The following is a 25,861-nucleotide window of genomic DNA, read 5'->3' on the forward strand; positions in this document are numbered from 1 at the left end:
TCCTAGTGCGTTCTCGCTGGTCAAGAACGTACGAGCCGTCCGCTACAAGGCGAATCCGTATGACTTCGGTAGTTCGGCCCGTAGTTTGGACACGTGCTTTACGGGCGGAACGACGAACAGGCGCGAATCTCCTCGCTGCTCTCCGAGGCACGCGCGCACGGCCGCAGCGGCGCGCTCCTCCTGCGCGGGGAGGCCGGCATCGGCAAGTCGGCGCTGCTCGCCGAGGCGGCGGGTCTCCTTCCGGCGGACGCGCCCCCGCATGTCCTGCGGGTCACCGGCATCGAGGCGGAGTCCGCCATCGCGTACGCGGGCCTCAACCAGCTGCTGTGGCCCGTCCGGGACCAGCTGGACGCCCTCCCCTCCCCGCAGGCCGCCGCGCTGCGCTCCGCCCTCGGCGGGCCGGGCACCGCGTCCGCCGAGCCCGGGCGGGACAGCTTCACCACCGGCCTCGCCGTCCTGACCCTGTTCGCCGACCTCGCCGACTCCTCCGGCCTCGCCGGAGAGAACGGCCCGGTCCTGGTCCTGGTCGACGACGCACAGTGGCTCGACACCGCGACGGCCGAGGCGCTGCTGTTCGCGGCACGGCGGCTCGCGGCCGAAGGGGTGGTGATGCTCTTCGCGGCGCGCGACGACGCGTTCACCGGCACCGGACTGCCCGAGCTGCGCGTCGAGAGGCTGGCGCACGGCGACGCCGAACGGCTCCTCGCGGCGCGCGACCTGACGCCCACCCGCCGCGCCAGGGTGATCCGGGAGGCGGCCGGCAACCCCCTCGCCCTGCAGGAACTGGGCGCCGCCGGGACCCGCCTCGTCGACGGTCCCGACCCGCTGCCCGTCGCCGACCGGGTGCTCGCCTCGTTCCGCGCGCAGATCGGCCGCCTCCCGGAGAGAACCCGGCTGATGCTGCTGATCACCGCGGCGGAGGGGCGGGGGCACATGCCGACGCAGCTGAGCGCGGCGCACAGCATGGGCGTGGGCCTCGCCGATCTGGAGGAGGCCGAACGTGCCCGGCTGGTGGCGGTCACCGGCCGCGACATCGTTTTCCGCCACCCGCTGATCAGGGCGGCGTCGTACCACGGCGCGGTCGCCGCGCGGCGCATCGCCGTCCACCAGGCGCTCGCCGACACCGCCGACGACCCGGACTGCCGCGCCCGCCACCGCGCGTCCGCGGCCATGGCGCCGGACGAGGACGTCGCCGCCGAGTTGCAGGACGCGGCGGAGCGGGCTCGCCACCGCGTGGCGTACGCGACGGCCGCGGCGATCTACCGCCAGGCGGCGGACCTGACGCCCGCCCCGGACATGCGCGCCGCGCGGCTCGGCTCCGCCGCCTCCCTGATCCTTCAGGCGGGACGGCTCGACGAGGCCGAGGAACTCGCCGTCCAGGCGGGCAAGATCACCGCCGACCCCGCCGCGCCGGCGCGGCTCGCCCGCGTTCACGCCGCCGTCGAGTACGAGCGCGGTGACCCGCGCGCCGCGGCCCGCATGATGGTCGACCACGCCGCCGGCGCGGCACCCGACGAGCGCGCCGCGATGCTGCGGACCGGTGCCGTGTACGGATGGACGTCCGGTGAGCTGCCCGCCGTGCTGCGAGCCGCCGAGCTACTTCCGGGCGACCGCATGATCCGCGGGCTCGCCCTCCTGGCCGGCGGCGACCACGCTCACGCCCTTCCGCTCCTCACGCGGCTGGTCGCAGAGATCCGCGGCGGCCGGGTTCACCGCGACGGCACCGGCCACCACGGCGCAGACGACTCAGGTGTCCCGGGCGCGGGCGACTCCGGCCCCGGTCGCGGTGGTCCCCTCCAGGGTGCCGGGGCCGCCGTACGCGACACCGGAAGTGTCGCCCTCGACGCAGCGAACCGCCTCCCCGATGCGGGGGATCTGGTGCGCGGCGCGCAGCTCGCGCTGATCATCGGTGCGGACGAGGCCGCGCTGGAACTGGCGGCCGCCGAGGTCGCGCATTCCCGGCGGCACGGACTGATCGGCGCGCTTCCGAACATCCTCCAGACACTGGCCCAGGCGCAGATCGCGGCCGGTCGGCACGCGGACGCCGAGGCCACCGTCGCCGAGGCGATCGCGCTGGCCCGCGACACCGGCCGGCCCCACCGGGTGGGCCGGCTCGGCGCCGTCCTGTCGCGCGTCGCGGCGATCGAGGGCGACGAGACCCGGCTGCGCGAGCTGATCGCCCCACTCGTCAAAGCCGGGCCCCCGGCGCGCGGCGGCCTCGCCGACGGCGCCCTCGCGCTGCTCGACCTCGGCCTCGGCCGCTACGACGACGCGCTGCGCCGCCTCGACGAGATCGCCCACGGCCCCCGTCGCCACAGCACGGGCAGCATGGTCTCCGCCGCCGACCACGTCGAGGCGGCCGTGCGTTCCGGGCAGCCCGAACTCGCTTACGCGCCCTTCGAGCGGTTCCGCGCCTGGGCCGAGGCGGGAAAGCAGACGTGGGCCCTCGCCGTGGCCCTGCACTGCGAAGCCCTGCTGGGCGACAGCGAGGAACCGTACGCACGGGCCGTCCAGCTGCACGAGCGGTCGACGCGGCCGTTCGAGCGGGCCCGCACAGAACTCCTCTACGGCGAGTGGCTGCGGCGGGCACGCCGCCGTTCCGACGCACGGGTCCTTCTTCGTTCCGCAGTGGAGATCTTCGAGCGCCTCCATGCGACCCCCTGGCTGGACCGCGCGCGCGCCGAACTGCGGGCCACCGGCGAAACGGGCCCTTCCGTGCCCACGGCCCCGGATCTCCTCGACCGGCTCACTCCGCAGGAGCTTCAGGTCGTCCGCATGGCAGCCGAGGGAACGAGCAGCCGCGAGATAGCCGCGCAACTCTTCCTCAGCCCGCGAACGGTCGAGTACCACCTCTACAAGGCGTACCCGAAGCTCGGCATCTCGTCCCGCAGGGAACTGTCCCGCCTCACCTTGGAACCCGCCACCACATGACCACCCGCGCCCGCGCATACGCCTCACTCCAGGGCCTCGCCTTGGGGGACGCCCTGGGCTCCCAGTTCTTCGTGCCCGCCAACCGTTCCGCCTTCGAGGCGCAGACACTTCCCCCTGGGCCTTGGCAATGGACGGACGACACCGAGATGGCCGCGTCCATCTACCTCGTCCTGTCCCGGCACGGCACCATCGACCAGGATGCTCTGGCCGCGAGCTTCGCCGAACGGCACGACTTCGACCGCGGCTACGGCCCCTCCACGGGACGTCTTCTGCGGCTCGTCCGCGAAGGAGGCGACTGGCGCACTCTCGCCAGGGAACCGTTCGACGGCGCAGGCTCATGGGGAAACGGCGCCGCGATGCGCGTCGCGCCCATCGGCGCCTGGTTCGCGGACGACCCTGCCGAAGCAGCCGGCCAAGCCATGCTCTCCGCCGAGGTAACGCACCCCCACCCCGAGGCAGTAGCGGGCGCGATCGCCGTGGCCGTCGCCGCAGCCCTCGCACCCACCGAACCACCGCCGGGCAGGTTCATCGACGAGATCCTCCGTCATGTCCCCTCCGGCACCGTCCGCACGGGTATCACCGAGGCCCGCCACCTTCTGACCGTCAGTGACCCGTCGACCGCGTCCGCCGTCCTCGGCAACGGGCGTCAGGTCGCCGCGCACGACACCGTCCCGTTCGCCCTCTGGGCCGCCGCACGGCACCTGCGCGACTACGAACGGGCGTTCTGGACGACGGCCGCCGCCGGCGGGGACATCGACACCACCTGCGCCATCGTCGGCGGCATCCTCGGAAACGCCCCCGCCGCCTGGCTGCCCGACTGCGAACCGCTGCCGTCCTGGGCGCTATGAAAGGGTTCGGGCGAGGAAGTCCACGGTGAGCCGCCACGCCCGCTCTGCGGGCTCCGGCTGGTGGAACATCGGCGCCTTCCGGTTGTGGAACGCGTGCCCGCCGTCCTCCTGGACGTGGATCTCCATGCCGTCCCGTCCGTCCACCGCACGCTCCACCTTGGCGACGTCCTCCCGGGGGATGTACGGGTCACTCCCGCCGAAGTGGAACTGCACCGGCCCCCGGATGGCGTCGATCTGCTCCAGAGCACCCGGAACGCCCGACCCGTAGAACGACACCAGGGCATCGACCTCGGCCTTGGCGGCCAGCAGGTACGCGACGGTCCCACCGAAGCAGAACCCCAGGACACCGGCCTTGCCGACCCCCGGCAGCCCCTTCAGAACCGCCAGCGCCGCCGCCGCGTCCTCAATGCCCTTCTCCCAGTCGAACCGGGACACCATCGACATCCCCGCCGGGACAGCCTCCTCGTCGTGCACGACCGCCCAGTCCGGCTCGATCCGCCAGAACATGTCGGGCGCCGCCACGACATACCCGAGCGCCACCAGATCCTCGGCGACCGCCTCCATGTACTCGCCCACCCCGAAGATCTCCTGGACGAGCAGGATCCCCGGCCCCCCGCCCTCCGGAGCCCACACGTGCAGGTTGAACTCACCGTCCGGGACAACGACCTTCTCAACGCGCGTCATATCACCCGATGATCGCGTAAACGGCGCTCGCATGCGCGACGGTCTTCGAATCCGCCGTCATGTCGATCTCCGCGAACGCCAACGTCCGCCCCAGCTTCGTCACCTCGACCCCCACCAGCACATCACGTCCCACCACCGGCCGCTGAAAGGACGTACTGAGCTGCACCGTCGTCATGGGGACGAAACCGCCCTTCGCCCCCGACACGGCGATCACCACCGCCGTGTCGGCTGCCGCCATCAACGCCTGCCCGGACAACGCCCCACCCTCCCGGGCCAGCCGATCGGACCACGGCAGCCGCAACACCGCCGTGCCGTCACCCACCTCCTCGACGACCAGCCCCAGATCGAGCACCCAGGGCGCAAAGTTGTCACGCAGGATCTCCTCAGGCTTCACCGTCACACCCGACATGATGCACGCTGAGGGCATGCACGAGGAGATCTTCCTGCCGTCGACCTACACGACCGGCGTCCCGTACGAGACCTTCCGGAAGCTGCGCGCCGAATCCCCGGTCACCTGGGTCCCCGAACCCGCCATCGGCCCCTGGCCCGCCGGCCCCGGCTACTGGGCGGTCTTCCGGCACGCCGACGTCAAACACGTCCTGCGCTCCCCCGACCTGTTCTCCTCGAATCTCGGCGCCACCCAGATCCGCGACCCCGACACGCCCGAAGATCTCGCGTTCGTCCGCGCCATGATGCTCAACCAGGACCCGCCCGACCACTCCCGCCTGCGCCGCATCGTCGCCGCCGCGTTCACCCCCCGCGCCGTCCGCGCCCTGGAAGAGACGATCAACGCCCGAGCCCACACCCTCATCACCTCGGCCCTCAACGAGGAAACCGACTTCGTCGAACTGGCGGCCGACCTCCCCGTCTGGACACTGGCGCACATCATGGGCGTCCCCGACTCCGACCGCCGCCTCCTCTACGACTGGGCGTCCCGCGTCATCGGCTACCAGGACGACGAATACGCCGGCATCTCCACCGCCGACGCCGCCTCAACGAGCCCCATGGCCCGAGAAGCCATGAAGTACCGCCCCGCCACCTCCACCCATCCCGACGGCCGCCCCATCAACCCCCGCTCCTACACGGCCCTGGCCGACATGTTCGCCTACGCGCACGCCTTGGCCGCCGAGAAGCGCGCCAACCCGTCCGGCGACATCATGTCCCGCATGCTCCAAGGCGGCCTCACCACCCAAGAGTTCGAGAACATGTTCTTCCTCTTCGCCGTCGCGGGAAACGAAACCCTCCGCAACGGCATCCCCGGCGGCCTCCTCACCCTCCTCGACCACCCGTCCGAACTGGCCCGCCTCCGCGCCGACCCGTCCCTCCTCCCGTCCGCCGTCGAGGAGATGCTCCGCTACTGGCCCCCGGTCATGGACTTCCGCCGCACCGCCACAACGTCCCTGCAACTCGCCGGCCACGACATCGACACCGGCGACAAGGTCGTCGTCTACCACGCCTCAGCCAACCGCGACGAAACCGTCTTCCCCTCCCCCGACCGCTTCGACATCACCCGCACCCCCAACGACCACGTCAGCTTCGGCTTCGGCCCCCACTTCTGCCTGGGCGCCCACCTCGCCCGCACCCAGATGCGCGCCGTCTTCCGCGAGCTCCTCCCCCACCGCATCACCCGCACCGGCGCCCCCGTCCGCCTGGCCTCCAACTTCCAGAACGGCCTGAAGCATCTCCCCATCCATCTGAACTCCACCCCGTAACCACGTCGCAAACCCCCCAGCGATCTCGGTACCCTTGCACGACGGGTCGCTAGCTCAATTGGCAGAGCTCCGGACTTTTAATCCGTAGGCTGTGGGTTCGAGTCCCACGCGACCCACCCATCCTGACCAGGGCAAACACGAGAATGCCCGGCTTGCCCACCGCCTGATGTGTCCCAGTTCGTCCCCGTGGCAGCTCGGTGGCGGCTCGGCGGCACGATCCGGGCTCCGCGTCCACCCTGGCAGTGCCTCGAAACCGGGCACTCTCCGCCCGCCCAAGCCGGTCATGTCGCCCACAGCACCGCCGGTCAGAGCCGCCAGAGCAGTCAGCACCGCACTTCCACGGGCGTGAATCCGCAGGCTCGCATGACGGCGCGGGCGGCACCATCGAGCACTCCCCGAGGCGGTCCTGAAGAGCAGTCGCGATCAAGAACGTGAACACTGGCGATGGCACACCTCCGGCCCTGCGGGTGCCGAAGATGTCATCCATGCAGGTGAGGGCCCATGCGGCTGGTGGTCAAGCCACCGGGTGCTGTGACACTGGTTGATCAGCTACGAACGGCCGTGCGGGAGGTAGTCACCGCGGCATGATGGTCGGCTGTGTTGTTGCGATTGGCCTATCTGACGGTGACGAACACCTTCTCGGTCGGCGATAGACGAGGTCCCGCTCGCTCCGCGTGAATAGCGTGTCCGTGGTCTCGGTGCCCTGAGCCCGGAGCTCGCGCTTGAGAACCTTGTTCGTCGCCGTACTCGGCAGGTCGGTTGCGATCCGGACGAACTTCGGCCATGCCTTCGGCGACAGGTCCGGCTGGGCAGTCAGGAACTCCTGGAGATCGACGGGCGTGAGGGTCGCGCCGTCGCGCAGCACCAGCGCGCACATGAGCTGGTCGCCCGGGGCGTCGGCGTCCGGTATGCCGTACACCGCGGCCTGGCTGACCGCGTCGTTGCGCAGCAGCACCCGCTCGATCGGCGCCGCCGCGAGGTTCTCGCCGTCGACGCGCAGCCAGTCGTCGGTGCGACCCGCCAGATACACGAAGCCTGCTTCGTCCCGGTAGGCGAGATCGCCGGACCAGTACATTCCCCCGTCGAGCCGCTCGGAGGTCGCCTGTTCGTCGTTGTAGTAGCCGGCGAAGAACCCGGCCCCGGTGGTGTTGACCAGCTCGCCGACCGCCTCGTCCAGGTTGGTCACCCGGCCCAGGTCGTCGAAGACGGCGCGCGGGCACTCGGTGCGGGTGTCGCGGTCGTAGACGGCGACGCCGTCGAACGGCTGCCCGATCGAGCCGGCCGGCGTGTCGTCGGTGCGGGTGATGATGACCGCGGTCTCGGTGGAGCCGAAGCCGTCCCACACGGTGCAGTCGAAGCGACGGGCGAACTCCTCGATGTCGCGGTCGCTCGCCTCGTTGCCGAACGCGACACGTAGTGGGTTGTCCCGGTCGTCGGGCTGTTCCGGCGTCGCGAGCAGGTAGGCGAGCGGCTTGCCGACGTAGTTGAGGTAGGTCGCACCATAGTGGCGCAGGTCGCTGAGGAACCGGCTTGCGCTGAACTGGGCCGGCGCCAGAGCGGCACCGGCGTGGGCGTGCACGGCGTATCCGGCGAGGATGGCGTTGCTGTGGAACATGGGCATCGACGAATAGACGATGTCCTCGGTCGTCAGGTCGAACTTGTCGGCGAGCGTCGCCCCCGACATCACCGCCATGAAGTTGGCGACCCGCACGGCCTTCGGCTCCCCGCTGGTGCCGGAGGTGAAGATCAGCATGAAGGTGTCCATCGCGTCGACCGCCGGGAACCCGGCGGTTCCACGCGGTGCGTCGGCCACCCGCCTGAGCCAGTCGGCGTCGTCGGTGTCGACCACCGTCGCGCCACCGAGGTCGAGCCCGCCGAGCAGGGCCAGGTGCCGATGATCGGTCAGCAGGATCTGGCAGTCGGCCCGGCGTACGTCGGCCGCGAGACCCTCGCCGCGCCGGGTGGTGTTGATGCCGACGGTCACGTGCCCGCCGAGCGCACCCGCCGCGATCGCCATCGCCATCTCGGGGCTGTTCTGCATCAGCACGCCGACGTGGACCGGCCGGCCTGGGTCGGCCATCGCGTGCAGCACGTGCGCACGGGCGGCGCTCTCGCCGAGGTAGTCGCGCCAGCTCCGCACCTGGTCGCCGTACTTCAGGCCGGGCGTGTCCCGCTCGGCATGCTGGAGGAGGAGGGCCTGGACGGTGTCAGACACGGGACGGCTCCGATGCGGTCGCGGTGGGCGAGGTGGCGGCGGAGGGAACAGTCAGGTGGCGGCTCAGGAACGCCACGACGTGGCGGGTGGCGGCCTCGTGGAAGGGCTTGCCGGCGAAGAGGTCGAAGTGGTCGCCGGGGTAGTGCCGCACCTCGGCGCGACCGGCGAAGGCCGCCTTCGCCGCGGCGTACGGCGGCGCGCTCCTGTCGAAGTCGCAGATCTGCACCAGCCACGGGACCCGCAGCGACTTCGCGTCCTTGGCGGGCGTCCGGCCGCCGAGCTCCAGCACGACGTCGGCGGCGATCTCGTTGCGCCAGGTCGGGCCCGCGAGCACGAGGTAGTCCTCGTAGGCGCCGGGCAGGGTCAGCGCGCCGAGCTCCCCGGGACGAGCCACGACCGGGATCATCGTCGGCGCGCGGCCGGCCTTGCGTCGTACGGCCGAAGCGATGCCGCGGCCGGTGGAGGCGAGCAGCCGGGCCGGGCGGTGGTGCTTCGTGGCGAGCCGCGCGGCGGCGAGCCCGTCGATGAGCGGCACCGCGGAGACGACCGCCGCGACGTCGTCACGCGCGGCGGCGACGGAGACGACGTGGCCGCCCGCGAGTGAGATGCCCCAGAGCACGACCCGTTCGGCGTCGACGCCCGGAAGGCGCTTCGCTGCCTCGACGGCGGCGTGCCAGTCGGCGACCTGGTCGGCGACGGACACGCACTGGCGCGGACCACCGTCGCCGGCGTCGCTCGCGCCGAAGCCGCGGTAGTCGAAGGTGACGGCGTGGAAGCCCGCAGCCGCGAACGCCTCGGCGAACGGCTGGAGGCCGGAGTCCTGGGTGCCGGCGAGGCCGTGGCCGAGCACCACGACGGGCGCACCGTCCGCGCCGGCGTGGTGCGTGGCGGCACAGCGCACACCGGCCGAGGTGAAGTCGAAGGTGGTCATGCGATGCCTCCGTAGATGCTGGTCACCCAGATGTGCGTGAGCGCGTCGACGTGTTGCTCGCGCGGCGGTTCACCGCCGAGCGCATGGCGCTCGAGGGCGTGGTCGTTCAGGTCGAGGAGTACGGCGGCTAGGCCCGCCGCGTCCGGACCGTCGGTCGCGTGGCCGGCGGCCCGCTCCCGCTCGATCATCTCCGCGACCATGCCCGCGAACTCGGCGCGGCCCGCGTCCCAGCCCTCCCGGACCTGCGGGTTCGCGGCCCTTGCTTCGAGCAGGGCGCGGTAGGTGTGCGGCGAGGCGTCGACGGAGTCGAAGAGCGAGCCGAGGACCTGCCGGATCCGCTCACCGGGATCACCCTCCGCCTTGACCAGCAGGTCGGTCGCGTCCGACGCGGCGTCGTACAGGCCGGTCATCAGGGCGAGCACCGCGGCGGCCTTGCTCTCGAAGTAGAAGTAGAACGCCGAGCGGGTGACGCCGGCACGCCGCGAGATCTCCGCGACGTTGACCTGGTCGAGGGTCTGCTCGCGCAGCAGGTCGTCGAGTGCCTGGAGCAGGGCCGAGCGGCGCTGGTCGCCGCGGTTGGCACTGCGGCGGTCGACCAGCCGCGCCCAGGTGCGCTCCTCGCTCACCCGCGCGCCTCCACGGGCCGCCGCGCCCGCTGCCGCCCAGCTCGCTCCAGCCCCGCGGGGATCTCCCGGGTGCGCAGGTCGTGCTCGTAGAGGAAGTAGTCGAGCTGCTGGGTGTGCCGCGGCCGCTGCACCATGTGGGCGGTGTACTTCTGCTGGTCCTCGTCGATCACCCGCTCCATCTCGGCGACCGGCGGCGGCGCGTAGCGGCCGACGAGCCAGGCCGCGACCAGCCGGGTCTGGCACTCGACGAACGGGAACAGTGTCGGCGTCGCCTGGGCGAACCCGATGAACGCGAGGTCGTCCATGCCCGGCTTGAGAATCCGCTTGTAGAGGCGGATGTGGTTCTCGGGTGCGCTGATGAAGTCGGGGTCGAAGAACGGGAAGGTGATGTTGTAGCCGGTGGCGTGGATGACGACGTCGAAGTCCTCGGCCGTGCCGTCGGCGAAGTGCACGGTAGGACCGTCCCAGCGCTCGATGTCGCCCTTGGCCCGCAGGTCGCCGGAGCCGAGCCGCAGCGGCAACTCGACCGACTGCGTCGGGTGCGCCTCGAAGAACTTGTGGTTGGGCTCGGGCAGGCCGTAGTCGGTCGGGCGGCCGGCGGTCAGCGGCTGCATCACCTGCATGAACTTGCGCTGCCACGCGAACGGGATGTGCGGGGAGGTCTTGTAGTACTTGTCGGCCGGCGTTCCGGCGAAGTACTTCGGCACGATCCACGCACTGGACCGCGTCGAGATGACGACCTCGTTGTCGAGTGTCCTGCTGGAGAGTTCGACCGCGATGTCGGCGGCGCTGTTGCCCAGCCCGATGATCAGGATCCGCTTACCTGTCAGGTCGTACGGCGTCCGCGGGTCGATGTAGGCGTGCGAGTGCATCGTCAGGCCGGTGAACTCTCCCGGCTTGTCGGCGAAGCGCGGATCCCAGTGGTGGCCGTTGGCCACCAGGAGCACGTCGAAGCGACGTACGCCGGTGCGCTCGGTCTCCAGCAGCCAGCCGCCGTCGGGGTGCCGCTCGGCGTGCACGACGCCGTTCTCGAACTCGATCCGGCGCCGGATGTCGAACGCGTCGGCGTAGCCGTCGAGGTAGTCCTTGATCTGGGTGTGGTGCGGGAAGTCGGGATACTCCTCGGGCATCGGAAAGTCTTTGAAGGACAGCTGGTACTTCGAGGTGTCGATGTGCAGCGAGCGGTAGGCGCTGCTGTGCCCGTTGGGGTTGCCGAAGGCCCAGTTGCCGCCGACGCGGTCCGAGGACTCGAACGTGGCGTACTCCAGCCCGTAGTCCTCCAGCATCTTGCTCATCGTCAGCCCACTGATGCCGGCACCGATCACGGCGACCGTCGGACCACTCATCGGCTACTCCTCGGCATCTGCTTGACAACCTGGCGTGATGCACGTCACGTTAAGACCGCAATTGACACGTGTCAACAGATACCGACGAGCGTCAGGATGGTGGCGGATGGGTGGGCAGCGCACGGTCGTGGTGGTCGGGGGCGGGTCCGGCCTCGGAGCGGCGACGGCCGCGCTGCTGCGGTCGCACGGCGAGTTCGTGGTGGTCGCCGACCTCCCCGGCACGGGCGCCGACGTCCAGGTCGATGTGACCGACGAGGGAGGAGTGGAGGCGCTCTTCGGAGGTCGCTGCGCTCGAGTTCGCGCCACGCCGTGTGCGCGTCAACGCAGTGGCGCCCGGCCTGGTCGTCACACCGCTGACGGCGCCGGCGATGGACATACCCCGGGTGAACGCGGTGCCCACCTGATGCGCTACCCGGATCTCGCCGGACTCGTGGAGAAGGCGTTCACATGAGCCTCGCGAGCAGATCCGCGATCGTCACAGGCGGCGGCTCGGGCATCGGAGCGTCGCTCACCGCGGCACTCGTCGGTGCAGGCGCCGACGTGGTGTGCACGGACCGCGACCTGGGCGCCGCAGAGAAGACCGCCGCCGGCCTCGCCGGACCGCGATCGGCACGTGCTGCGGCCGTCGACGTGACGCAAGCGGCCCAGGTGCAGCAGGTCGTCGACGAGGTCGTGGAGGCGCACGGACGGATCGACCTGATGTTCAACAACGCGGGCATCACCTATTTCGGCGACACGGAGCACCTGACGCTGGACCTGTCCCGCTCGATTATTGAGTTTCGCGCTCTGACCAGGGCTTACGCGGCGTGGTGATATTCGCTGATCATGCCTGCGACGACGCGTTTTCCGTCACGCCGCCCAGGTGGAGTCTGCGGGTCCCGTGCTCGATGAACACCAGCACGTACAACCTCTTGAGCAGCACCGTCTCCACCGTGAAGAAATCGCAGGCGATGATCGCGTGCGCCTGGGCCGTCAGGAACTGCCGCCACGTCGGGCCGGCACGCCGGGGCACGGGATCGATGCCAGCAGCGTGCCAAATCTCCCACACCGTGGATGCGGCGATCACATACCCGAGCCGGGCCGGCTCACCCTGGATTCTCCGATGGCCCCAGGTCGGGTTCTCCCGCGCCATCCGCAGAATCAGTGCCTTGACCGAAACCCCGGTCGATGGTCGCCCCGGCCGACGTCGGTCGGTAAACGTCCACTTGCGGGCGACCAGACTGCGGTGCCAGCGCAAGATCGTGGCTGGGGTGACCGGGAAGACCTCCGCCCACCGGCGGCGGTGCACCGATCGGGACAACGCCGCCAACCAGAGCCGGTCGAGGTGATCCCACCGCAACCGGCGACCGCCCACCTGACGACGCAGCACCTGGTTCTCATGACGCAACACCAGCAGCTCGGCGTTCTTCGACAGATCAGACCGGACCAACACCTCCAGCACGCCGAGCAAGCACCTCACCAACCGGTAGACCAACGACAACAGCACCTCGAGATGATCCCAGTCACTCTGCTGATCGTGCAGCAAAACCCCAGGTCACAGCCCGAAACCGAGAAGTTTCGAGCGGCACACGCTCAGCCCCGACCCCCTGGACGACTTGGACAGGGCACCGCCTCCCTACTCACGAACCTGTCCGGTTGGTATCGACGCGTCCGCGTGCGGAATCCCGAGAGCGCCGCACAGTCGTATGCGAGGCCCCACTCAGCGCACGGTCCCGCATCCAGAACGCCCTCGACAGAAGGACGAATCAGGCAGTGAGCCACGTGTCGATCACCCGTGCCCGAACGACGGACGAAGAAACCCTGCCGTGTCATTGCGGGAAGAGCATGGCCCGCTGCGTCACCTGCGGCATGCCACGATGCCTGACATGTGACCCATACGTATCGGACGACTGCGATAGGCCGACGGCGGAACCCGTGTCATGAACGAGGTCCCCGTTTCACACGGCTTCCGCTCGTTCATCGTCATCGGTGAGACCAACCTGGCCCGCCACGTATGCGCGTCGCTGCATGAAGGTGGGCACAGTGTCCAACATTTCACCGAACCCCGCGACGAGGAGCTGCGCACCGTGATGACCGCACGCCCTCAAGGTGTCGCGGTGCTGCTCCACGATGACGTCGCGGCCCTGCGTTACGCGCTGGCCATCGCCAACATCTCCGCCAGTGTCCCGATCATCGTGACGATCTTCGACCGGACGGTCGCCCACGAGCTGCTGCGCCTGCTGCCGCAGTGCGACGTCACCTCCCCCGCCAGTCTGGTGGCACCGGCCCTGGCCGGGCCGTGTGTCGACGCGACCTTCACCGCCCTGCGGCACGGTGGCCACGGGCCCCAGGCCGTACAGGTGATCGGCCAAGAACCCCGGACGGAGCCGTGGCAGCCCGAACGGGCATCTTTGCTGTCACGGCTGCGCCGGCTCGCCGGGCAACTGCGCCCGCACGACGTCGGCACACGGATCATGCTCGCAGGCATGGCGGGTATGCTCGTCGCGTTGTTAGGAGACTGGGCCTGGCTGCTGAGCCTCGGCCGCCCTCCCGCGGAGGCGTTCTTCGACGCCGCCCGGGTCGTCACGACCGTCGGTCCTGCCACCGCCCCGCACCACTCCCCCCTCTACCAGGTGGCCTCCAGCGCGGCCATGCTCGGCACCATCATCTTCAGCGCGATGTTCACCGCCGGCCTCGTCGACCGCATGCTCGGGCCCAAGCTGGTCGGGCTGATCGGGCCTCGTACCGTACCCCGCTTCGGACATGTGATCGTCGTCGGCGTCGGCCAGGTGGGGCTGCGGCTGTGCCGCGAACTGCAGCTCCTGGGCATTTCGGTGGTGGGTGTGGAACGCGATCCCAACGCACCGAACGTACGACTTGCCCGGTCCCACGGCATCCCGGTGGTGAAGGGCCACGGCGGCGACCGGGCGGTGCTGGAGCGCCTTCACCTCCATCGGGCCATCGCCCTGGCCGCGGTGGGCTCGAACGACCTCGACAACATCGCCGTGGCCATCGCCGCACACGGAATCTCCCCCGAGACCAGGGTCGTGCTGAGGGCCGGCGAGCACGAGGCGATAGCCGAAACCCGCTCTCTCCTGCCGCTGGGGACCATCCGCGACGTCACCAGCCTGGCCGCCGCCTACGTCCTGGCCCGGCTACTCGGACAGCCGGCCACCGGCGTCGCCGCGGACCAGCACCGCATCTTCGTGGAGACGCCCGACGACGGCTTCACCGTCTGGCCGCTTGCGGCGCGAGAGGGCTGCTGTCACGTGGACGTCGCCGTCTCCGCATGACAGAGCCAAGGCCGCCATGCCCTTGGCCGCCCAGCTTGACCGGGCGCGGAAAGTCGTCGAAATGGTGTGTCCGGTGGTGGACGGGTTAGGCTCGCGGAGCGGGCGCAGGTCACGGGAGGGCCGCCTCAGCGGTCCTGGCGGGCTCGGCCGGGGGCTCGCGGCTCACGCGGTCGACGCGATCTGAATTGGGACGCCCATGTCCCGGATCATTGCGAGACGTCCGGCGACAATGCGGGTGCCTGAGCGTGGATATTGTCCAGACTGGACCGGTCGCCGCATATTTCGCGGCGATCTCCCGGAGCGTCGCCACGTCGCTCGTGGAGGCTGCCGCGACTGCGGCCGCCGCCGACCGGCAGGAGGGCACTCTGGTAACCGACCGTGCACGGCAGCGGGTCCGGACGCTGCGCCGCCGTACCAGCGAACTCGCCCGGCTGCCGATCGGACCATTCGCGCAACCGGGCCAGCCACCGCACAAGCCCGCTGGCGCAGGCGGCACGGAGCCGATGAGCGGTGCCTGCGCCACGAGCCGGCCGGCGGACTTGGTGCGGCGTTCGTGCCGAACATCATCGCTCGACCAGTGGCGGTCCGTTTCCTCGAACACGGTCTTCGGGGATCCGGGTCGGCGCTGAGCCCGGGTCGCCGGTGGTCGGTCTGTCCGTCACTGGTCCAGCGCGTTCTCCGCAGGCGGGGGCCGGGTACCAGCCGATAACCCCGGCGGAGGGTGATTGGTGTGAGCGACGATGCCGCCGGGCGGTCGCCGTCCGCGCCCGGGGCGCGGTTGAGGGTGCGCACCGAGCCCCGCCCGGGTGGCCGGATCGTGGTGGTGCACGTCGACGGGGAGATCGACAACGCTACCGCCGGTCTGTTGCGCGAGCACGCGCTCTCGGCCGCGCGGTCGGCCTCACCGCCCTTGCTGGTCCTGCATCTGGGCCCGGTGACCTTCTGCGACGCCTCCGGGCTGGGCGCGCTGGTGGCGATCGGCAACGCGGTCCGCGCCCGCGCCGACGACCTGGTCATCGCCTAACCGCCACAGATGTGCCGCTGGATCCTGCACCGCACCTGCCTGGACCAGTACATCCCCGTCACCGCCACCCTGGACCGCGCCATCACCGGCCTCACCAGCCGAAACGCCCCCCGCCGCGACCCCGGAAACCCCTGGTCCGGGCACTTCCACGCGACAACGGCAGATATTCACATCCACTGATCTCCGGAAACCTCTGCTGGCTGAAGTAGATATTCGCTGCGGTGTGGGGTATGGTTCCTGTCATCGAAGAGGAACAAGTCCAGCAGGTGCGGCAGATGACGAACTGCCCGCGTAGATGGATGACGCGGGCCGGGCGTGCCGGGGTCAACGCAGTGGAAGGGACCCCGGCAGCCGGCTCCGCGCCCGGCGGCCAACGGGCCGCCGGTGGCAGGAAGGCAAGTCGCAACACCGCAGGAGAAACAGGTAACGAAGGTAGGAAGAACACGGAAGGAGGGTCTCGGCACCATCGGGATCGCCCGCAGCGGGTTCCAGTCACTCCGCGCGGGCACCGCAGCCCCACAGATTGGACGGTGGTCTACGGTCACGCATCCGCGATCCCCGCGCCCCCGCTTCAGGCGGGCGGCGCGGAAGACAACCGGCCGCAGCGCCGGATAGATGGTGTTGTACCTCATGGCCCCGGCGCCGCCCTTGGCGCCGGGGCCCCGTCGTTTCCGGCATGGTCCAGCCCGGCAGGCGTCCGGCACCTACAACCCACGACAGTACGGAAGGTTCTGTGAGAGCACCTCAGCTGGCTGAGCCCGGCACCCACCCGGCACACCGCGACCCGCACCCTGCCCAGTCAGGCCCGGTGCCAGACGATCCCGGAGGGCAGGACGACTCCGACACCGGGCCCGACAGCAGACTGGACGACAAGCTCGACGACGAGGACTACCCCGCCTACAGCATGGGCCGGGCCGCCGAGATCCTCGGCGTCACCCCCGGGTTCCTGCGCGGCCTGGACGCCGCCAAGCTGTTCGTCCCGCAACGCTCGACCGGCGGCCACCGCCGCTACTCCCGCTACCAACTGCGCCTGGCCCAGCGCGCCCGCGACCTGGTCGACCAGGGCACCCCCCTGGACGCGGCCTGCCGCATCATCATCCTTCAAGACCAACTCGCCGAAGCCATGCGCATCAACACCCAACTCAGGCGGCGCATCGACACCGGCGCCGACCAGGACTGAGTTCGCCGTGCCCGCCCACGCGCCCAGCCGATACGCGCTGAACCGATCACCGCAACCGATCACCGAGCGGACCGGTCGGCCCGATCGGGATTCCCGGGTCAGCCGGTCGTCTGGTCCGCGGCGGCCAGCCAGCCGAGCCGTTCGGACATGTTCCGGGCGCAGGCGACGACGGCGCGCACATGATCGGAATCGTCCGCCTCGCGCCACAGGATCGACCAGGGATAGAAGGACACCGGTTCGGTGAGCGGGCGCCAGATCGTCCCCGGGAGCGCGGAGATGCAGGAGGAGGGGACGCGGCTCAGGCAGCGGCCCTGGGCGACGAGCGCGGACGCGGCGCGGATGCTGTCGACGGTGCCCTCGTACACCGTCGGGGCGAAGCCGGCGGTCCGGCACATCTCGACGGTGAACTGGTTGAACTCCGGAGCCTTCATCTCCTCGGCCAGCAGCAGCGGTTCACGGGCGAGGGCCTCGACCGGCACCGCGTCCAGTTCGGCGAACCGGTGCCCGCGAGGGATCAGGACTCCGAGACGGTCCAGGCGGAACAGGTGTGAGGTGACGCCCCTCGGTGCCAGTGCGGCACGGCCGATGCCCACGTCGAGACGCCCGTCGACGAGTTGCTGATACTGCTCGGGGACACCGACCTCCACCTGGTGGATCACCAGGTCCGGGTAGAGCGCCTGAGTAAACGGCGACGAAATAGCGGAGCTGGCGCAGTTCCACATCTCCCACCTTCTGAGCTGGAACAGCGAGGCCTGCTTGCCGAACCTACATCGCGGCGTGCCCTAGAGGGCTTCACTGACCCAGCGCCAGACACCCCCCTCATGCCGTGCGCGGACGAGGTGCGCGGTGCTGGAGTCGGCGAGCTGGGCGACCGCCCGGATCAGCTGGCGATGGAAGTCACCTGGCGGGCGGACGCCGGACGAGCCTTCCAGAAGGGTCACACTGACCTTGGCGTCATCACGAAGCTGCGCGGTCAACCGTCCGGTCTCGTCCAGGCGGAGCATCACGATGGAATCAGCACGGATCAGATCATGGCCCCCACCGGCCTCGACCCAGACTTCGGGCACGGTCCCGCTCATGGGCCTCATCTCCTCGGTTGTGCCGGCCAAGGCCCCGCCACTCAACATAGACGGTTCGGCATCACCTCCGTCAGCATCACGACGACCCGCGGCCCCCGCGTCATGCGGGTCACGACAGATGCCGGCGGTTATCGCCCCCACTGATCGAGCTTGCTCGTATCGCTCGTTACAGCCCGCTGAAAGCCGAGGTCAACTGATAGTAGGCGCGTCCACGCGTGGACGGCCCTCCGGATCTGTTTGAGCTGCGGTTGGGTAGCGTGCTCCGACGACTCGCCGCACCGGCACGCACGAGCGCATTACCAGGAGACCGATCATCCGCTCACCGCCACGATGGAACCGGGATCCACCTGGAGATGGTGCTACGTCCACGAACGTCAGGTCTGACTCCGGCCAGGCTTCCGGTGGTCAACGGGTCACCAAGGCGAGCCGATCACGAGCTGAACAGTCTCGGACACATGGAGTTGATGATGTGTATTGGGGCACGTAAACGGCCGTGGGGGAACTGACCGGGCCCAAGGACACCGTGGACCGGAGTGAAGGCTTCGGTGAACGGCTGCTAGGGCAGTTGCTGGACCGGGCGCACGAGATGCCGCCCCAGCTCATCGCTCCGCTGGTGGCCGAGGAGGTGCGCGCGATCGGCGGCCGGGACGTCTCGATCCTGTTGCAGGACTACGCCCAGCTGACTCTGGTGCCACTGCCGGGCCGCGGCCTCACCGACGGGGAACCGCTGCCCTTGGCAGGTTCCCCGGCCGGACGTGCGTTTCTGTTCGAGACGATCGTCGAACAACGGCAAGCCGACGGCGTGCGCATGTTCCTGCCGCTGCTGGACGGCAGCGACGAGATCGGGGTGATGTCGCTGACCCTGGACAGCGTCAACGATGACGACCGCCGGCTGCTGCGACGGCTTGCGGGCCTGGTCGCCGACATGCTGGTGACCAAGAACCACTACACCGACCAGTTTCTCCAGGCACGACGGCGTGAACCGCTGAGCGTGCCCGCTGAGATTCGGTGGTCACTGCTGCCCCCGCTCACCATGACGACGCCGCAGGTCGCCGTCGCCGGAATCCTGGAACCCGCATATAACGTCGCAGGCGACAGCCTCGACTACGCCCTCAACGACGACATCCTGCACCTGGCCGTGATCGACGCGATGGGCCACGGCCTGAACGCCGCCGTACTGGCCACCGTCGCCGTGGGCGCCTACCGGCACGCCAGACGCGCCGACGCCGGCCTCGCCGAGCTGTACGCGTTCATGGACACCGCCATCGACGCCCAGTTCGGTCCCGACCACTTCGTCACCGCACAGATGATGCGGCTCAACATCGGGACCGGCCACCTGCAGTGGGTCAATGCCGGCCACCCGGCACCCATGCTGATCCGCGATCACCACGTCATCGGCACACTGGAAGGCCACGGCACCCAGCCCGTCGGCGTCGGCGGCTCAACACCCCAGATCAACAGCAAACGGCTCCGCCCCGGCGACCGGGTCCTGGCCTACACCGACGGCCTCATCGAAGAGCACACCACCGGCGGAGAACAGTTCGGCGAGGAACGCCTGATCGCCACGATCGAACGCGTCGGCCCCGCCAGCGCGACCGTGCAGCAAATGGTGCGGGAACTTTCCCACACACTCATGCGGGAAAGAGGCGGGATCACCAGCGACGACGCCACCCTCTTCCTCATCGAATGGCGCGGCGGCACCGCCGACCACCTCGCCCGAACAGATCTGTGACCGCAAGACGCCGAGCCGGTGGGACGGTCCCTCAGCGCGGGCGCCTGCGGGTCAGCGGGCGCAGCTGCGTGAGGCGGGCGGTGCCCAGGATCAGAATGACCGCGATCCCGGCGGACATCGCGGCCATGAGCACGACCGCCGGCGGCAGAACACCGCTCATGCCGGCGAAGGAGATCCGCACATCGCCGGTGTTGCTCACCACGAACACCATGAAAAGAATCAAGATGAGCGCGACGGCCCACAGGCCGGCCCACACAAACGCTGGTGCGGGTCGCCGCCCTCTTGAGACCCGGCCAGGAGGAATCACGAGCCATGCCACTCTCCACTCACTCGTCATCCTGCCCGACCCCGGCGAGCAGGGCAGCGAATGAGAGTGAACCCCGACCGGCTTCATCCCGGCTTCGGATCGGCTTCACCGACCGGCCGGGGCGCTTGGTCAGGGGGTGGTTTCCTCTAGGACGGTGCGGATTCGGCTCCAGGCGTGTTCCAGGTCCGTGTCGGGGGCGGGTTCGAAGACCAGGACGCCGTCGCCCAGGTCGATGGTGAGGACCGGCCGGCCCGCCTCGGTGAGCATCGGTTCTCGTGCTTCCACGCCGTAGGGCGCTTCCAGGACGCTCATCTCCGCGTCGCCGCGCGGGTCGAACATCAGGAGTCCGGGGGCGACCCACAGGGCTCCGCGTTGCAGCACGTTGTCATGCACGACGCCCTCGTCGTACGGCAGGGGGCCGCACAGCCTGCCGATCAGGCAGAGGCGCGGGCGGCGGCCGGCGGTCAGCTCGGCCACGATCTCGTCGGTGTTCCCCAGACCGGGCGGGATGACGTAGAAGGCCAGGCCGGGGCGCGGGCCGGTCAGCTCGCGGCGGAACGACCGGAGCGAGGGGCGGCGCCGCAGCATTCGATCCAGGGCGGGCCGGAGCAGCAGGCCCCCGGCGAACCCCGTCAGAGCCGCGGCGATGACCGATATGACGATGGACACCCGCGTCACGGTAGCTCTTGGGGATTACGCATGGGTGTCCGTCTTGCGAGCCTCACCACATGTGGGAGCGGCTGTCATTCTGAAGGCATGCGGATAGTGGTCGCGGGTGCGGGGATCATCGGTGCCGCGCTGGCCGACCGGCTCGCGTCGCGTTCGCAGGACGAGGTCGTCCTGGTCGAGGAGGACGCGCCCGGTGGGTCGCCGTCCTCCAGGAGGTCAGTCCGGGTCGTCGCGCGGGGGCGGGTCGAAGTCGACGTCGACGTTCTCGAAGCCCTTGTGGCGTTCGGTCTCCGCGTAGGAGGCGTAGGCGCGCCGGTCCGCGGAGGTCAGCTCGACATTGTCGGTGAAGGGCGTCAGCAGGCTGCGCGGCCACAGCCGCCGCTCCCGGACGACGTTGATCTCGGCGCTCAGCACGAAGGTGAGCGCGCCCAGATAGATCCACGTCAGCAGGCCGAGCACGATGCCGAACAAGCCGTAGGTCGCGCTGGCGCCCTGGAGCCAGTGACCGAACAGGAAGGTGCCCGCCCACTGCAGCAGCTGCCAGACGAGAGCCGCGACGATCGCCCCCGTCCGCACCTGCGCGATGGTGAGCGGCCGGGCGGTCAGCATCCGGAACGTCACCGTGAACAGCACGACGTTCATCGCGATCGCCGCCGCGATGACCACCGCCCGCACCCCGGTACCGAAGGCGCCGCTGGACGTGATGATCCCCGACAGCAGCGCCGTCCCCAGGAGCACCACGCCGCCGACCGCCAGCAGCGCCAGGCTGCGCACCCTGGCGAGGACCGGGTTCGGACGGGAGTTTCGCGGCACCCCCCACATCTTGTTCAGGGCGTTCTGCGCGGCCTGCACGACGCCCAAGGCGCCGTACACGCTGCCCACGACGCCCGCGGCGAGCGCCAGTTCGCTGCCGCGGAAGGACCCGATGTTCGCGCCGATCTGGTCCCCGATGACCGGGAACTGCGCGAGCGCCGAATCCAGTGCGCGCTGCTGCAGCCCGGGATTGCCCTCCAGCACGAAGCCCAGCACCGTGACGAACAGCAGCAGCAGCGGGAACAGCGACACGAACCCGTAGTAGGTGATCATCGCCGTGAGGTACGTGCCCTGGTCGTCCACGAACTTGTACACCACCGCGAGCGGCAACCCCGCCCAGCGATGCCGCCGCTGGTAGGCGTCCACGCGGCCGACAACTCCCACACGGCCCTTCTGCCCTTTTCAGCGCACACGCAACGCCCCGCCGCCCCCCGTCTCGCGCGGCGGCATGACCCGCTCGAAGCGCCCCGAGCAGACCCGGACGAAGGCCAGCCGGTCCCGGTGCGCCCGGTCCATCCCGGCCTGCACCTTGAACACCTGCCCGGCGAACGGCGCCGACACCGGGCGCTCCCTACCGGCGTCGTCCACGCGCGCCGCCGGCACACGTCGAACAGCTTCAGCGTCTGCGCCTCCAGGCCGCGGGTCCCCGAGGAGCCGAGGCCGGCGGTACGAGCCAGCGGCCGGGTTTTCGGCGGCTCGCGCACCGGCGGTTCGGGTTTGCGGACCGCCCGAAATGGTGAATGATCTGAGCAACCTGGTCATTTGTTTAGCGATGGAGACCGAGTGGACCCCGACTTCCCGCTGTGGCTGCGCAGCACCCACCTGCTCAACTTCGTGCTCATGGGCATCGTCCTGCGCAGCGGCTGGGAGATCATCTCCTCGCTGCCGCGGTTCTGGTGGCGCAACGACTGCAAGCCCGGCACCGAGTGGATCAAGTTCACGCGGCGCAGGCTGCCGCAGGAGGAAGGCGTCTACACGTCCCTCATGGACGAGCGCACCGCCAGCCCGCTGCTCACCCTGCCGGGCAGGAAGAACATCGGCCTCGGACGGCACTGGCACGGGCTGGGCGTGACGCTATGGTTGATCAACGGCTTCGTGTACGTGGTCCTGCTCTTCGCCACCGGGCTCTGGCGCCGGATCGTCCCCACGTCGTGGGACGTGTTCGGTGAGGCGTTCGACTCGCTCAAGGTCTACCTCGGTTTCGGGGTTCCGTCGATCGAGCACTTCCAGCCCTACGACGCACTGCAGATGCTCATGTACACCGGGGTCGTGTTCCTCCTCGCGCCGTTCATGATCCTCACGGGGATCGCGATGTCCCCGGCCGTCCGCTCCCGCTTCCCCCGGTACGTCAAGTTCTGGGGCGGCCACCAGGGCGCGCGCTCGCTGCACTTCATCGGCATGGCGCTGATGACGGCGTTCATCGTCATGCACGTCGGGCTGGTCTTCATCGTCCACCCCGAGTACAACCTCCCGCACATGGTCTTCGGGGTGACCGACACCTCCCGCCACGCCCAGGCGTTCACCGTCGCGCTCATCACGATCGTCGCCGCCATCGGCCTCTGGATAGCGCTGAGCTACGCCACGCTGGCGGACCGGGCACGCTCCCAGCGGGTCCTCGTCGCGCTGACCGAACCCGTCCGCAAGCTCACCCTGAACTGGATGAAGCCGCGCATGGGCCGGCAGAACGCCTACACCGAGAAGGACATCTCCGAGTTCCACTGGACCAACGGGCTGCCGCCGACGGAGGACGAGTCCACCGAGTGGCTCGCGCACCGGGACTCCGGGTTCCGCGACTGGCACCTGGAGCTCGGCGGCGAGCTGAGCGGGCAGACCCTGCGGCTCGGCCTGGAGGACCTGCGCCGCCTGCCCAAGACCGAGTACGTCGCCGTCCACACCTGCATGCAGGGCTGGTCGGCCACCTCGAAATGGGGCGGGGTGCGCATGCGCGACCTCCTGGAGGTCCTCGGCCCGCGCCCGGAGGGCGCGAACTACGTGATGGTGACCTCGCACGGGCTGGCCCAGGAGATGTACGACCACCGGCCGCGCGAGCCCTTCTACGCCGTCCTCGACCTGGAGATGATCGAGGAGGACGACACGATCCTGGCCTACGAGCGCAACGGCCGCCCGCTGGACGTCCACCTCGGTGCGCCGCTGCGGCTGCGGGTGGAGTCCAACCACGGCTACAAGATGGTCAAGTGGGTCAGATCCGTCGAATGGATCACCGACTACGCGGACTACGGCGACGGGCGCGGCGGCACCCGCGAGGACGCCGCGCTGCAGGCGTTCAACGGCCGGATCTGAACCGGCCGGAGCCCAACGGAGGCACCATGATCAGCACGACGTTCCGGATCTCCGGGATGACCACCGCGGCCGACGCGCGCACCGTCAAGGACCGGCTCAGCGCGGTGCCGGACGTCGGCGCGGTGGCCACGGAGATCCTCCCTGGCGGCGACTCGCTGGTGATCCTCAAGCACAAGGACGACGTCGCCATGGACCGCGCCGCGCTGGAGGAGGCCCTGCGCGGCGCGGGCGGCTACACGCTCGCCTGACCGCCCGCGCCTGTGCCTGCCGAAAACCTCGTCCGCGCAGGTCAAGCCGCATCCACTTCCACCTGCCATCAACACATTGGTGTCGGGAGTGAAGCTATTACCGCCGGAACACGCGACCTTCAGTAGATTTTTCCTGATGAGAATCTGTTGGGCGGACCGGGGTGTGTCCAGTTAACGGCTCTGTCGCTCTTTCGGTGGTAGCGGAGGGTGCCTGCCCATCACGCTAAGACGTGGGCAAGGACGACGGGCTTGTCGGTGCGGTGTTCTCAAGCCTGTCCCGGTCCGGCCTGCGTCCCCATCCGTCCCAAACCTGGCGCCAGGTGACTGCAGACGCCCCCGCAGCCTCCGTGCCCGGCGGCGCCTGATTGGAATTCTTCGGTCGGGTACCGCAGCCGTCGCATTTCCGTCCGATGTGGTCGTTTCTGGGTGGAATGGCGGTCCCTGCTGGCAAGCTTGCCCCTGCCACAACGCGGCACCGGTCCCGAGCGTGAATCTGGGAGTTCCCATGTCAACCGACCTGTACGGTGCGCGCGTGCTCGGCGTCGCCGACGACCGGCGGAGCCTTCGGCTGCGGGTGTTCGTCGTTTACAACGAGCCCTCGATCGAGGGGGGCTTCCCGCTGCCCGAGAACGCCGTGTTCTTCCTGCGGCTGCTGTGGGATTTCGCGGCGGACGGGGCGTACGGCCGTCCGCGCCCGCTGGCGCGGGTCTTCGACTACAAGCCGTTGATGGACGAGGCTTGGGTGGCGGCCAACGCCCGGTGGTTCATCGAGGGCGTGGAGCGGGTGGCCACGCGCAACCATCCGATGACGTCTGAGCAGTGGGACAGGCTGGGGATGTTCTACTACCTGCGCGACGGCGGCTGGCAGGACGAGGAACTGCTTGTCCAGGGCGACTACGTGGTCCGGGTCACCGACCCCCGCTGGCTCGAGGGGCTGGAACCCGGGGACACCCGGTCGACCGTCTGGGACACCGGCTTGAGTGCCCCCGAACCGCGCGACGCGCCGTACGTGCCCGACTTCTCCCGCCCGGCGCACGTGATCGAGCCGTTCCGCGCGGGGAGGCGCGAGGGCCGCCAGGTGAGCGGCATGGCGTTCTCCGACGACGGCGCCCATCTCGCCGTCCTCAACTGGGGCGGGGAGCTTGTCGTCTACGAGACGGCGGACTGGACCGAGCGGTTGCGTCTCGCCCATGGGGTCGAGCCGACCGCGGTACTCATGTGGGTGCCAGGGCTTCCCGTCGTGGCGGTGAAGTCGTTCCTTGATGACGAGCAGTGGGCCTACGACCTGGCGGCCGGCGCGGTGACCGAGGTGCCGCACGAGCCGGGGAGCGTCCGGTCCGCTACGGGGCGGTATCGCGCCCGGCACCTCCTGCCGGGCGTCGAGTTCGTCGACTCCGCCGGCGGGGCGGACGCATCCGTGGTCCTGCCGGAAGGCTTCGACGCGAGCCGCCTACGGCAGGTGGCATTCAGCGCCGATGAGTCTCGGATGTTCCTGATCGGCGAGGACCATCCCGACATCACGGTCGCCGAGCCACGCACCGGCCGCGTCCACGGCCGCATCGCGACGGACTGGGGATGGGTGCGCGACATCGCGGTGGCCCCCGGCGACCGGTACGTGCTCATCACGCAGAGCCCTTTCGCCTCGGATCACCGGCGCAAGCCGAGCGTCTGGCGGGTGGACGGAGGCGGCCCCGTCATGTACGGCTCACTGGAGCGCCAGGCGCACCTCGTGGCCTGGTCACCCGACAGCGAATGGGTGGTGGTGGAGAGCCGGATCGGCGAGAAGGCGCCGAGCCGACTCGACGTCTTCCCCGTGGGCCTGCCCGCGGAACCGCCCGAGGAACTGCGGGCCGCACTGGCCGGAGAGGAAGAGTCACGCCGCCCGCGGGCCAATGGTCTTGGTCCTAATTAGCGACGGCGGAAGGTGCCGGCTGCGGACCAAC

The 25,861-nt window shown here is 69.9% G+C and carries 26 protein-coding genes, 1 tRNA gene and 1 pseudogene; 15 read left to right on the top strand and 13 right to left on the bottom strand.

Features of this window, described 5'->3' with window-relative positions; translation table 11 throughout:
- Positions 1-93 precede the first annotated feature (93 nt).
- On the top strand, positions 94-2,931 hold the full coding sequence (locus tag ACGFK0_RS21505; RefSeq protein ID WP_392907075.1) for an ATP-binding protein: 2,838 nt from the start codon (positions 94-96) through the stop codon (positions 2,929-2,931).
- Positions 2,928-3,779 carry an ADP-ribosylglycohydrolase family protein gene (locus tag ACGFK0_RS21510; RefSeq protein ID WP_392907077.1) on the top strand — a complete coding sequence of 284 codons (852 nt, stop codon included), beginning with the start codon at positions 2,928-2,930 and terminating at the stop codon, positions 3,777-3,779. The genes ACGFK0_RS21505 and ACGFK0_RS21510 overlap by 4 nt, the downstream gene beginning before the upstream one ends.
- On the opposite strand, the gene ACGFK0_RS21515 is transcribed toward ACGFK0_RS21510, so the two are convergent.
- Together ACGFK0_RS21515 and ACGFK0_RS21520 are read right to left on the bottom strand one after the other, a co-directional pair.
- A complete protein-coding gene (locus ACGFK0_RS21515) occupies positions 3,774-4,463 on the bottom strand; it encodes a dienelactone hydrolase family protein (protein WP_392907079.1) in 690 nt (229 codons plus the stop codon). The two genes, ACGFK0_RS21510 and ACGFK0_RS21515, sit on opposite strands and share 6 nt — an antisense overlap.
- Before the next feature lies 1 nt (position 4,464).
- Positions 4,465-4,863, bottom strand: a complete 399-nt coding sequence (locus ACGFK0_RS21520) for a PaaI family thioesterase (RefSeq protein WP_392907082.1) — start codon at positions 4,861-4,863, stop codon at positions 4,465-4,467.
- Between the two features lie 25 nt (positions 4,864-4,888).
- On the opposite strand from ACGFK0_RS21520, the gene ACGFK0_RS21525 reads away from it, so the two are divergent.
- Together ACGFK0_RS21525 and ACGFK0_RS21530 are read left to right on the top strand one after the other, a co-directional pair.
- A complete protein-coding gene (locus tag ACGFK0_RS21525) occupies positions 4,889-6,175 on the top strand; it encodes a cytochrome P450 (protein WP_392907085.1) in 1,287 nt (428 codons plus the stop codon).
- 43 nt (positions 6,176-6,218) lie between these two features.
- A tRNA-Lys gene (locus ACGFK0_RS21530) sits at positions 6,219-6,291 on the top strand.
- Positions 6,292-6,749: 458 nt separating this feature from the next.
- Here ACGFK0_RS21530 and fadD1 read toward each other — a convergent pair.
- From fadD1 to ACGFK0_RS21550, 4 genes are read right to left on the bottom strand one after another with little or no spacing between them, the layout of a single operon-like run.
- Positions 6,750-8,390 carry a fatty-acid--CoA ligase FadD1 gene (gene fadD1, locus ACGFK0_RS21535; RefSeq protein WP_392907088.1) on the bottom strand — a complete coding sequence of 547 codons (1,641 nt, stop codon included), beginning with the start codon at positions 8,388-8,390 and terminating at the stop codon, positions 6,750-6,752.
- Complete coding sequence (locus ACGFK0_RS21540) at positions 8,383-9,321, bottom strand: alpha/beta fold hydrolase (RefSeq protein ID WP_392907091.1); 939 nt, start codon at positions 9,319-9,321, stop codon at positions 8,383-8,385. Before ACGFK0_RS21540 ends, fadD1 begins: the two co-directional genes overlap by 8 nt.
- A complete protein-coding gene (locus tag ACGFK0_RS21545) occupies positions 9,318-9,947 on the bottom strand; it encodes a TetR/AcrR family transcriptional regulator (protein ID WP_392907094.1) in 630 nt (209 codons plus the stop codon). Before ACGFK0_RS21545 ends, ACGFK0_RS21540 begins: the two co-directional genes overlap by 4 nt.
- A complete protein-coding gene (locus ACGFK0_RS21550; protein WP_392907097.1) occupies positions 9,944-11,293 on the bottom strand; it encodes a flavin-containing monooxygenase in 1,350 nt (449 codons plus the stop codon). Before ACGFK0_RS21550 ends, ACGFK0_RS21545 begins: the two co-directional genes overlap by 4 nt.
- A 106-nt stretch (positions 11,294-11,399) precedes the next feature.
- Here ACGFK0_RS21550 and ACGFK0_RS21555 point away from each other — a divergent pair, with 106 nt between their 5' ends.
- Positions 11,400-11,744: a hypothetical protein gene (locus ACGFK0_RS21555; protein WP_392907099.1), complete on the top strand. Its 345-nt coding sequence runs from the start codon at positions 11,400-11,402 to the stop codon at positions 11,742-11,744.
- Positions 11,741-12,106, top strand: coding sequence for an SDR family NAD(P)-dependent oxidoreductase (locus tag ACGFK0_RS21560; protein WP_392907101.1), 366 nt, complete (start codon positions 11,741-11,743; stop codon positions 12,104-12,106). Before ACGFK0_RS21555 ends, ACGFK0_RS21560 begins: the two co-directional genes overlap by 4 nt.
- Before the next feature lie 10 nt (positions 12,107-12,116).
- On the opposite strand, the gene ACGFK0_RS21565 is transcribed toward ACGFK0_RS21560, so the two are convergent.
- Positions 12,117-12,818 carry a hypothetical protein gene (locus ACGFK0_RS21565; protein ID WP_392907103.1) on the bottom strand — a complete coding sequence of 234 codons (702 nt, stop codon included), beginning with the start codon at positions 12,816-12,818 and terminating at the stop codon, positions 12,117-12,119.
- Between the two features lie 394 nt (positions 12,819-13,212).
- Here ACGFK0_RS21565 and ACGFK0_RS21570 point away from each other — a divergent pair, with 394 nt between their 5' ends.
- The 4 genes from ACGFK0_RS21570 (at position 13,213) to ACGFK0_RS21585 (ending at position 16,769) form a co-directional block, all read left to right on the top strand.
- Positions 13,213-14,565, top strand: a complete 1,353-nt coding sequence (locus ACGFK0_RS21570) for an NAD-binding protein (RefSeq protein ID WP_392907105.1) — start codon at positions 13,213-13,215, stop codon at positions 14,563-14,565.
- A 730-nt stretch (positions 14,566-15,295) separates the two neighbouring features.
- Positions 15,296-15,589: an STAS domain-containing protein gene (locus ACGFK0_RS21575; RefSeq protein WP_392907108.1), complete on the top strand. Its 294-nt coding sequence runs from the start codon at positions 15,296-15,298 to the stop codon at positions 15,587-15,589.
- Positions 15,590-15,598: 9 nt separating this feature from the next.
- Entirely contained in the window at positions 15,599-15,769 is a 171-nt protein-coding gene (locus tag ACGFK0_RS21580) for a hypothetical protein (protein WP_392907110.1), read from the top strand.
- A gap of 724 nt (positions 15,770-16,493) precedes the next feature.
- Positions 16,494-16,769, top strand: coding sequence for a MerR family transcriptional regulator (locus ACGFK0_RS21585; RefSeq protein WP_392907606.1), 276 nt, complete (start codon positions 16,494-16,496; stop codon positions 16,767-16,769).
- A gap of 98 nt (positions 16,770-16,867) precedes the next feature.
- Here ACGFK0_RS21585 and ACGFK0_RS21590 read toward each other — a convergent pair whose 3' ends face one another.
- Together ACGFK0_RS21590 and ACGFK0_RS21595 are read right to left on the bottom strand one after the other, a co-directional pair.
- A complete protein-coding gene (locus tag ACGFK0_RS21590; protein ID WP_392907112.1) occupies positions 16,868-17,491 on the bottom strand; it encodes a LysR family substrate-binding domain-containing protein in 624 nt (207 codons plus the stop codon).
- Between the two features lie 60 nt (positions 17,492-17,551).
- Complete coding sequence (locus ACGFK0_RS21595; RefSeq protein WP_392907114.1) at positions 17,552-17,848, bottom strand: hypothetical protein; 297 nt, start codon at positions 17,846-17,848, stop codon at positions 17,552-17,554.
- A gap of 237 nt (positions 17,849-18,085) precedes the next feature.
- On the opposite strand from ACGFK0_RS21595, the gene ACGFK0_RS21600 reads away from it, so the two are divergent.
- Together ACGFK0_RS21600 and ACGFK0_RS21605 are read left to right on the top strand one after the other, a co-directional pair.
- Positions 18,086-18,232 carry a UBP-type zinc finger domain-containing protein gene (locus ACGFK0_RS21600; RefSeq protein WP_392907117.1) on the top strand — a complete coding sequence of 49 codons (147 nt, stop codon included), beginning with the start codon at positions 18,086-18,088 and terminating at the stop codon, positions 18,230-18,232.
- Between the two features lie 109 nt (positions 18,233-18,341).
- Positions 18,342-19,580 (top strand): PP2C family protein-serine/threonine phosphatase, encoded by a 1,239-nt coding sequence (locus tag ACGFK0_RS21605; RefSeq protein ID WP_392907119.1) that lies wholly within the window; start codon positions 18,342-18,344, stop codon positions 19,578-19,580.
- A gap of 31 nt (positions 19,581-19,611) precedes the next feature.
- Here ACGFK0_RS21605 and ACGFK0_RS21610 read toward each other — a convergent pair whose 3' ends face one another.
- The 4 genes and pseudogenes from ACGFK0_RS21610 to ACGFK0_RS21625 form a co-directional block, all read right to left on the bottom strand.
- Positions 19,612-19,791, bottom strand: a complete 180-nt coding sequence (locus tag ACGFK0_RS21610; protein ID WP_392907122.1) for a hypothetical protein — start codon at positions 19,789-19,791, stop codon at positions 19,612-19,614.
- 225 nt (positions 19,792-20,016) lie between these two features.
- Positions 20,017-20,556, bottom strand: a complete 540-nt coding sequence (locus ACGFK0_RS21615; protein WP_392907125.1) for a hypothetical protein — start codon at positions 20,554-20,556, stop codon at positions 20,017-20,019.
- A 216-nt stretch (positions 20,557-20,772) separates the two neighbouring features.
- Positions 20,773-21,753, bottom strand: coding sequence for a YihY/virulence factor BrkB family protein (locus ACGFK0_RS21620; RefSeq protein ID WP_392907127.1), 981 nt, complete (start codon positions 21,751-21,753; stop codon positions 20,773-20,775).
- Between the two features lie 63 nt (positions 21,754-21,816).
- A pseudogene (locus tag ACGFK0_RS21625) lies at positions 21,817-21,969 on the bottom strand (hypothetical protein); the annotation flags it as partial.
- A 183-nt stretch (positions 21,970-22,152) separates the two neighbouring features.
- Here ACGFK0_RS21625 and ACGFK0_RS21630 point away from each other — a divergent pair.
- The 3 genes from ACGFK0_RS21630 (at position 22,153) to ACGFK0_RS21640 (ending at position 25,830) form a co-directional block, all read left to right on the top strand.
- Positions 22,153-23,670 (top strand): molybdopterin-dependent oxidoreductase, encoded by a 1,518-nt coding sequence (locus ACGFK0_RS21630; RefSeq protein WP_392907129.1) that lies wholly within the window; start codon positions 22,153-22,155, stop codon positions 23,668-23,670.
- Between the two features lie 26 nt (positions 23,671-23,696).
- Positions 23,697-23,918, top strand: a complete 222-nt coding sequence (locus ACGFK0_RS21635) for a heavy metal transporter (protein ID WP_392907131.1) — start codon at positions 23,697-23,699, stop codon at positions 23,916-23,918.
- A 505-nt stretch (positions 23,919-24,423) separates the two neighbouring features.
- A complete protein-coding gene (locus ACGFK0_RS21640) occupies positions 24,424-25,830 on the top strand; it encodes a hypothetical protein (RefSeq protein ID WP_392907133.1) in 1,407 nt (468 codons plus the stop codon).
- The last annotated feature ends 31 nt before the right edge of the window (positions 25,831-25,861 follow it).

The organism is Spirillospora sp. NPDC048823 (genome assembly GCF_043198445.1).
Classification (GTDB): Bacteria; Actinomycetota; Actinomycetes; order Streptosporangiales; family Streptosporangiaceae; genus Spirillospora.

Excerpts from the sequence above, each read along its gene's own strand:
- ACGFK0_RS21590 (WP_392907112.1), bottom strand. The coding sequence starts at position 17,491 with ATGTGGAACTGCGCCAGCTCCGCTATTTCGTCGCCGTTTACTCAGGCG.
- ACGFK0_RS21540 (WP_392907091.1), bottom strand. The coding sequence starts at position 9,321 with ATGACCACCTTCGACTTCACCTCGGCCGGTGTGCGCTGTGCCGCCACG.
- ACGFK0_RS21515 (WP_392907079.1), bottom strand. The coding sequence starts at position 4,463 with ATGACGCGCGTTGAGAAGGTCGTTGTCCCGGACGGTGAGTTCAACCTG.
- ACGFK0_RS21550 (WP_392907097.1), bottom strand. The coding sequence starts at position 11,293 with ATGAGTGGTCCGACGGTCGCCGTGATCGGTGCCGGCATCAGTGGGCTG.
- ACGFK0_RS21555 (WP_392907099.1), top strand. The coding sequence starts at position 11,400 with ATGGGTGGGCAGCGCACGGTCGTGGTGGTCGGGGGCGGGTCCGGCCTC.
- ACGFK0_RS21635 (WP_392907131.1), top strand. The coding sequence starts at position 23,697 with ATGATCAGCACGACGTTCCGGATCTCCGGGATGACCACCGCGGCCGAC.
- ACGFK0_RS21525 (WP_392907085.1), top strand. The coding sequence starts at position 4,889 with ATGCACGAGGAGATCTTCCTGCCGTCGACCTACACGACCGGCGTCCCG.
- ACGFK0_RS21595 (WP_392907114.1), bottom strand. The coding sequence starts at position 17,848 with ATGAGCGGGACCGTGCCCGAAGTCTGGGTCGAGGCCGGTGGGGGCCAT.
- ACGFK0_RS21570 (WP_392907105.1), top strand. The coding sequence starts at position 13,213 with ATGAACGAGGTCCCCGTTTCACACGGCTTCCGCTCGTTCATCGTCATC.
- ACGFK0_RS21610 (WP_392907122.1), bottom strand. The coding sequence starts at position 19,791 with ATGGTGTTCGTGGTGAGCAACACCGGCGATGTGCGGATCTCCTTCGCC.
- ACGFK0_RS21640 (WP_392907133.1), top strand. The coding sequence starts at position 24,424 with ATGTCAACCGACCTGTACGGTGCGCGCGTGCTCGGCGTCGCCGACGAC.
- ACGFK0_RS21560 (WP_392907101.1), top strand. The coding sequence starts at position 11,741 with ATGAGCCTCGCGAGCAGATCCGCGATCGTCACAGGCGGCGGCTCGGGC.
- ACGFK0_RS21580 (WP_392907110.1), top strand. The coding sequence starts at position 15,599 with ATGTGCCGCTGGATCCTGCACCGCACCTGCCTGGACCAGTACATCCCC.
- ACGFK0_RS21510 (WP_392907077.1), top strand. The coding sequence starts at position 2,928 with ATGACCACCCGCGCCCGCGCATACGCCTCACTCCAGGGCCTCGCCTTG.
- ACGFK0_RS21585 (WP_392907606.1), top strand. The coding sequence starts at position 16,494 with ATGGGCCGGGCCGCCGAGATCCTCGGCGTCACCCCCGGGTTCCTGCGC.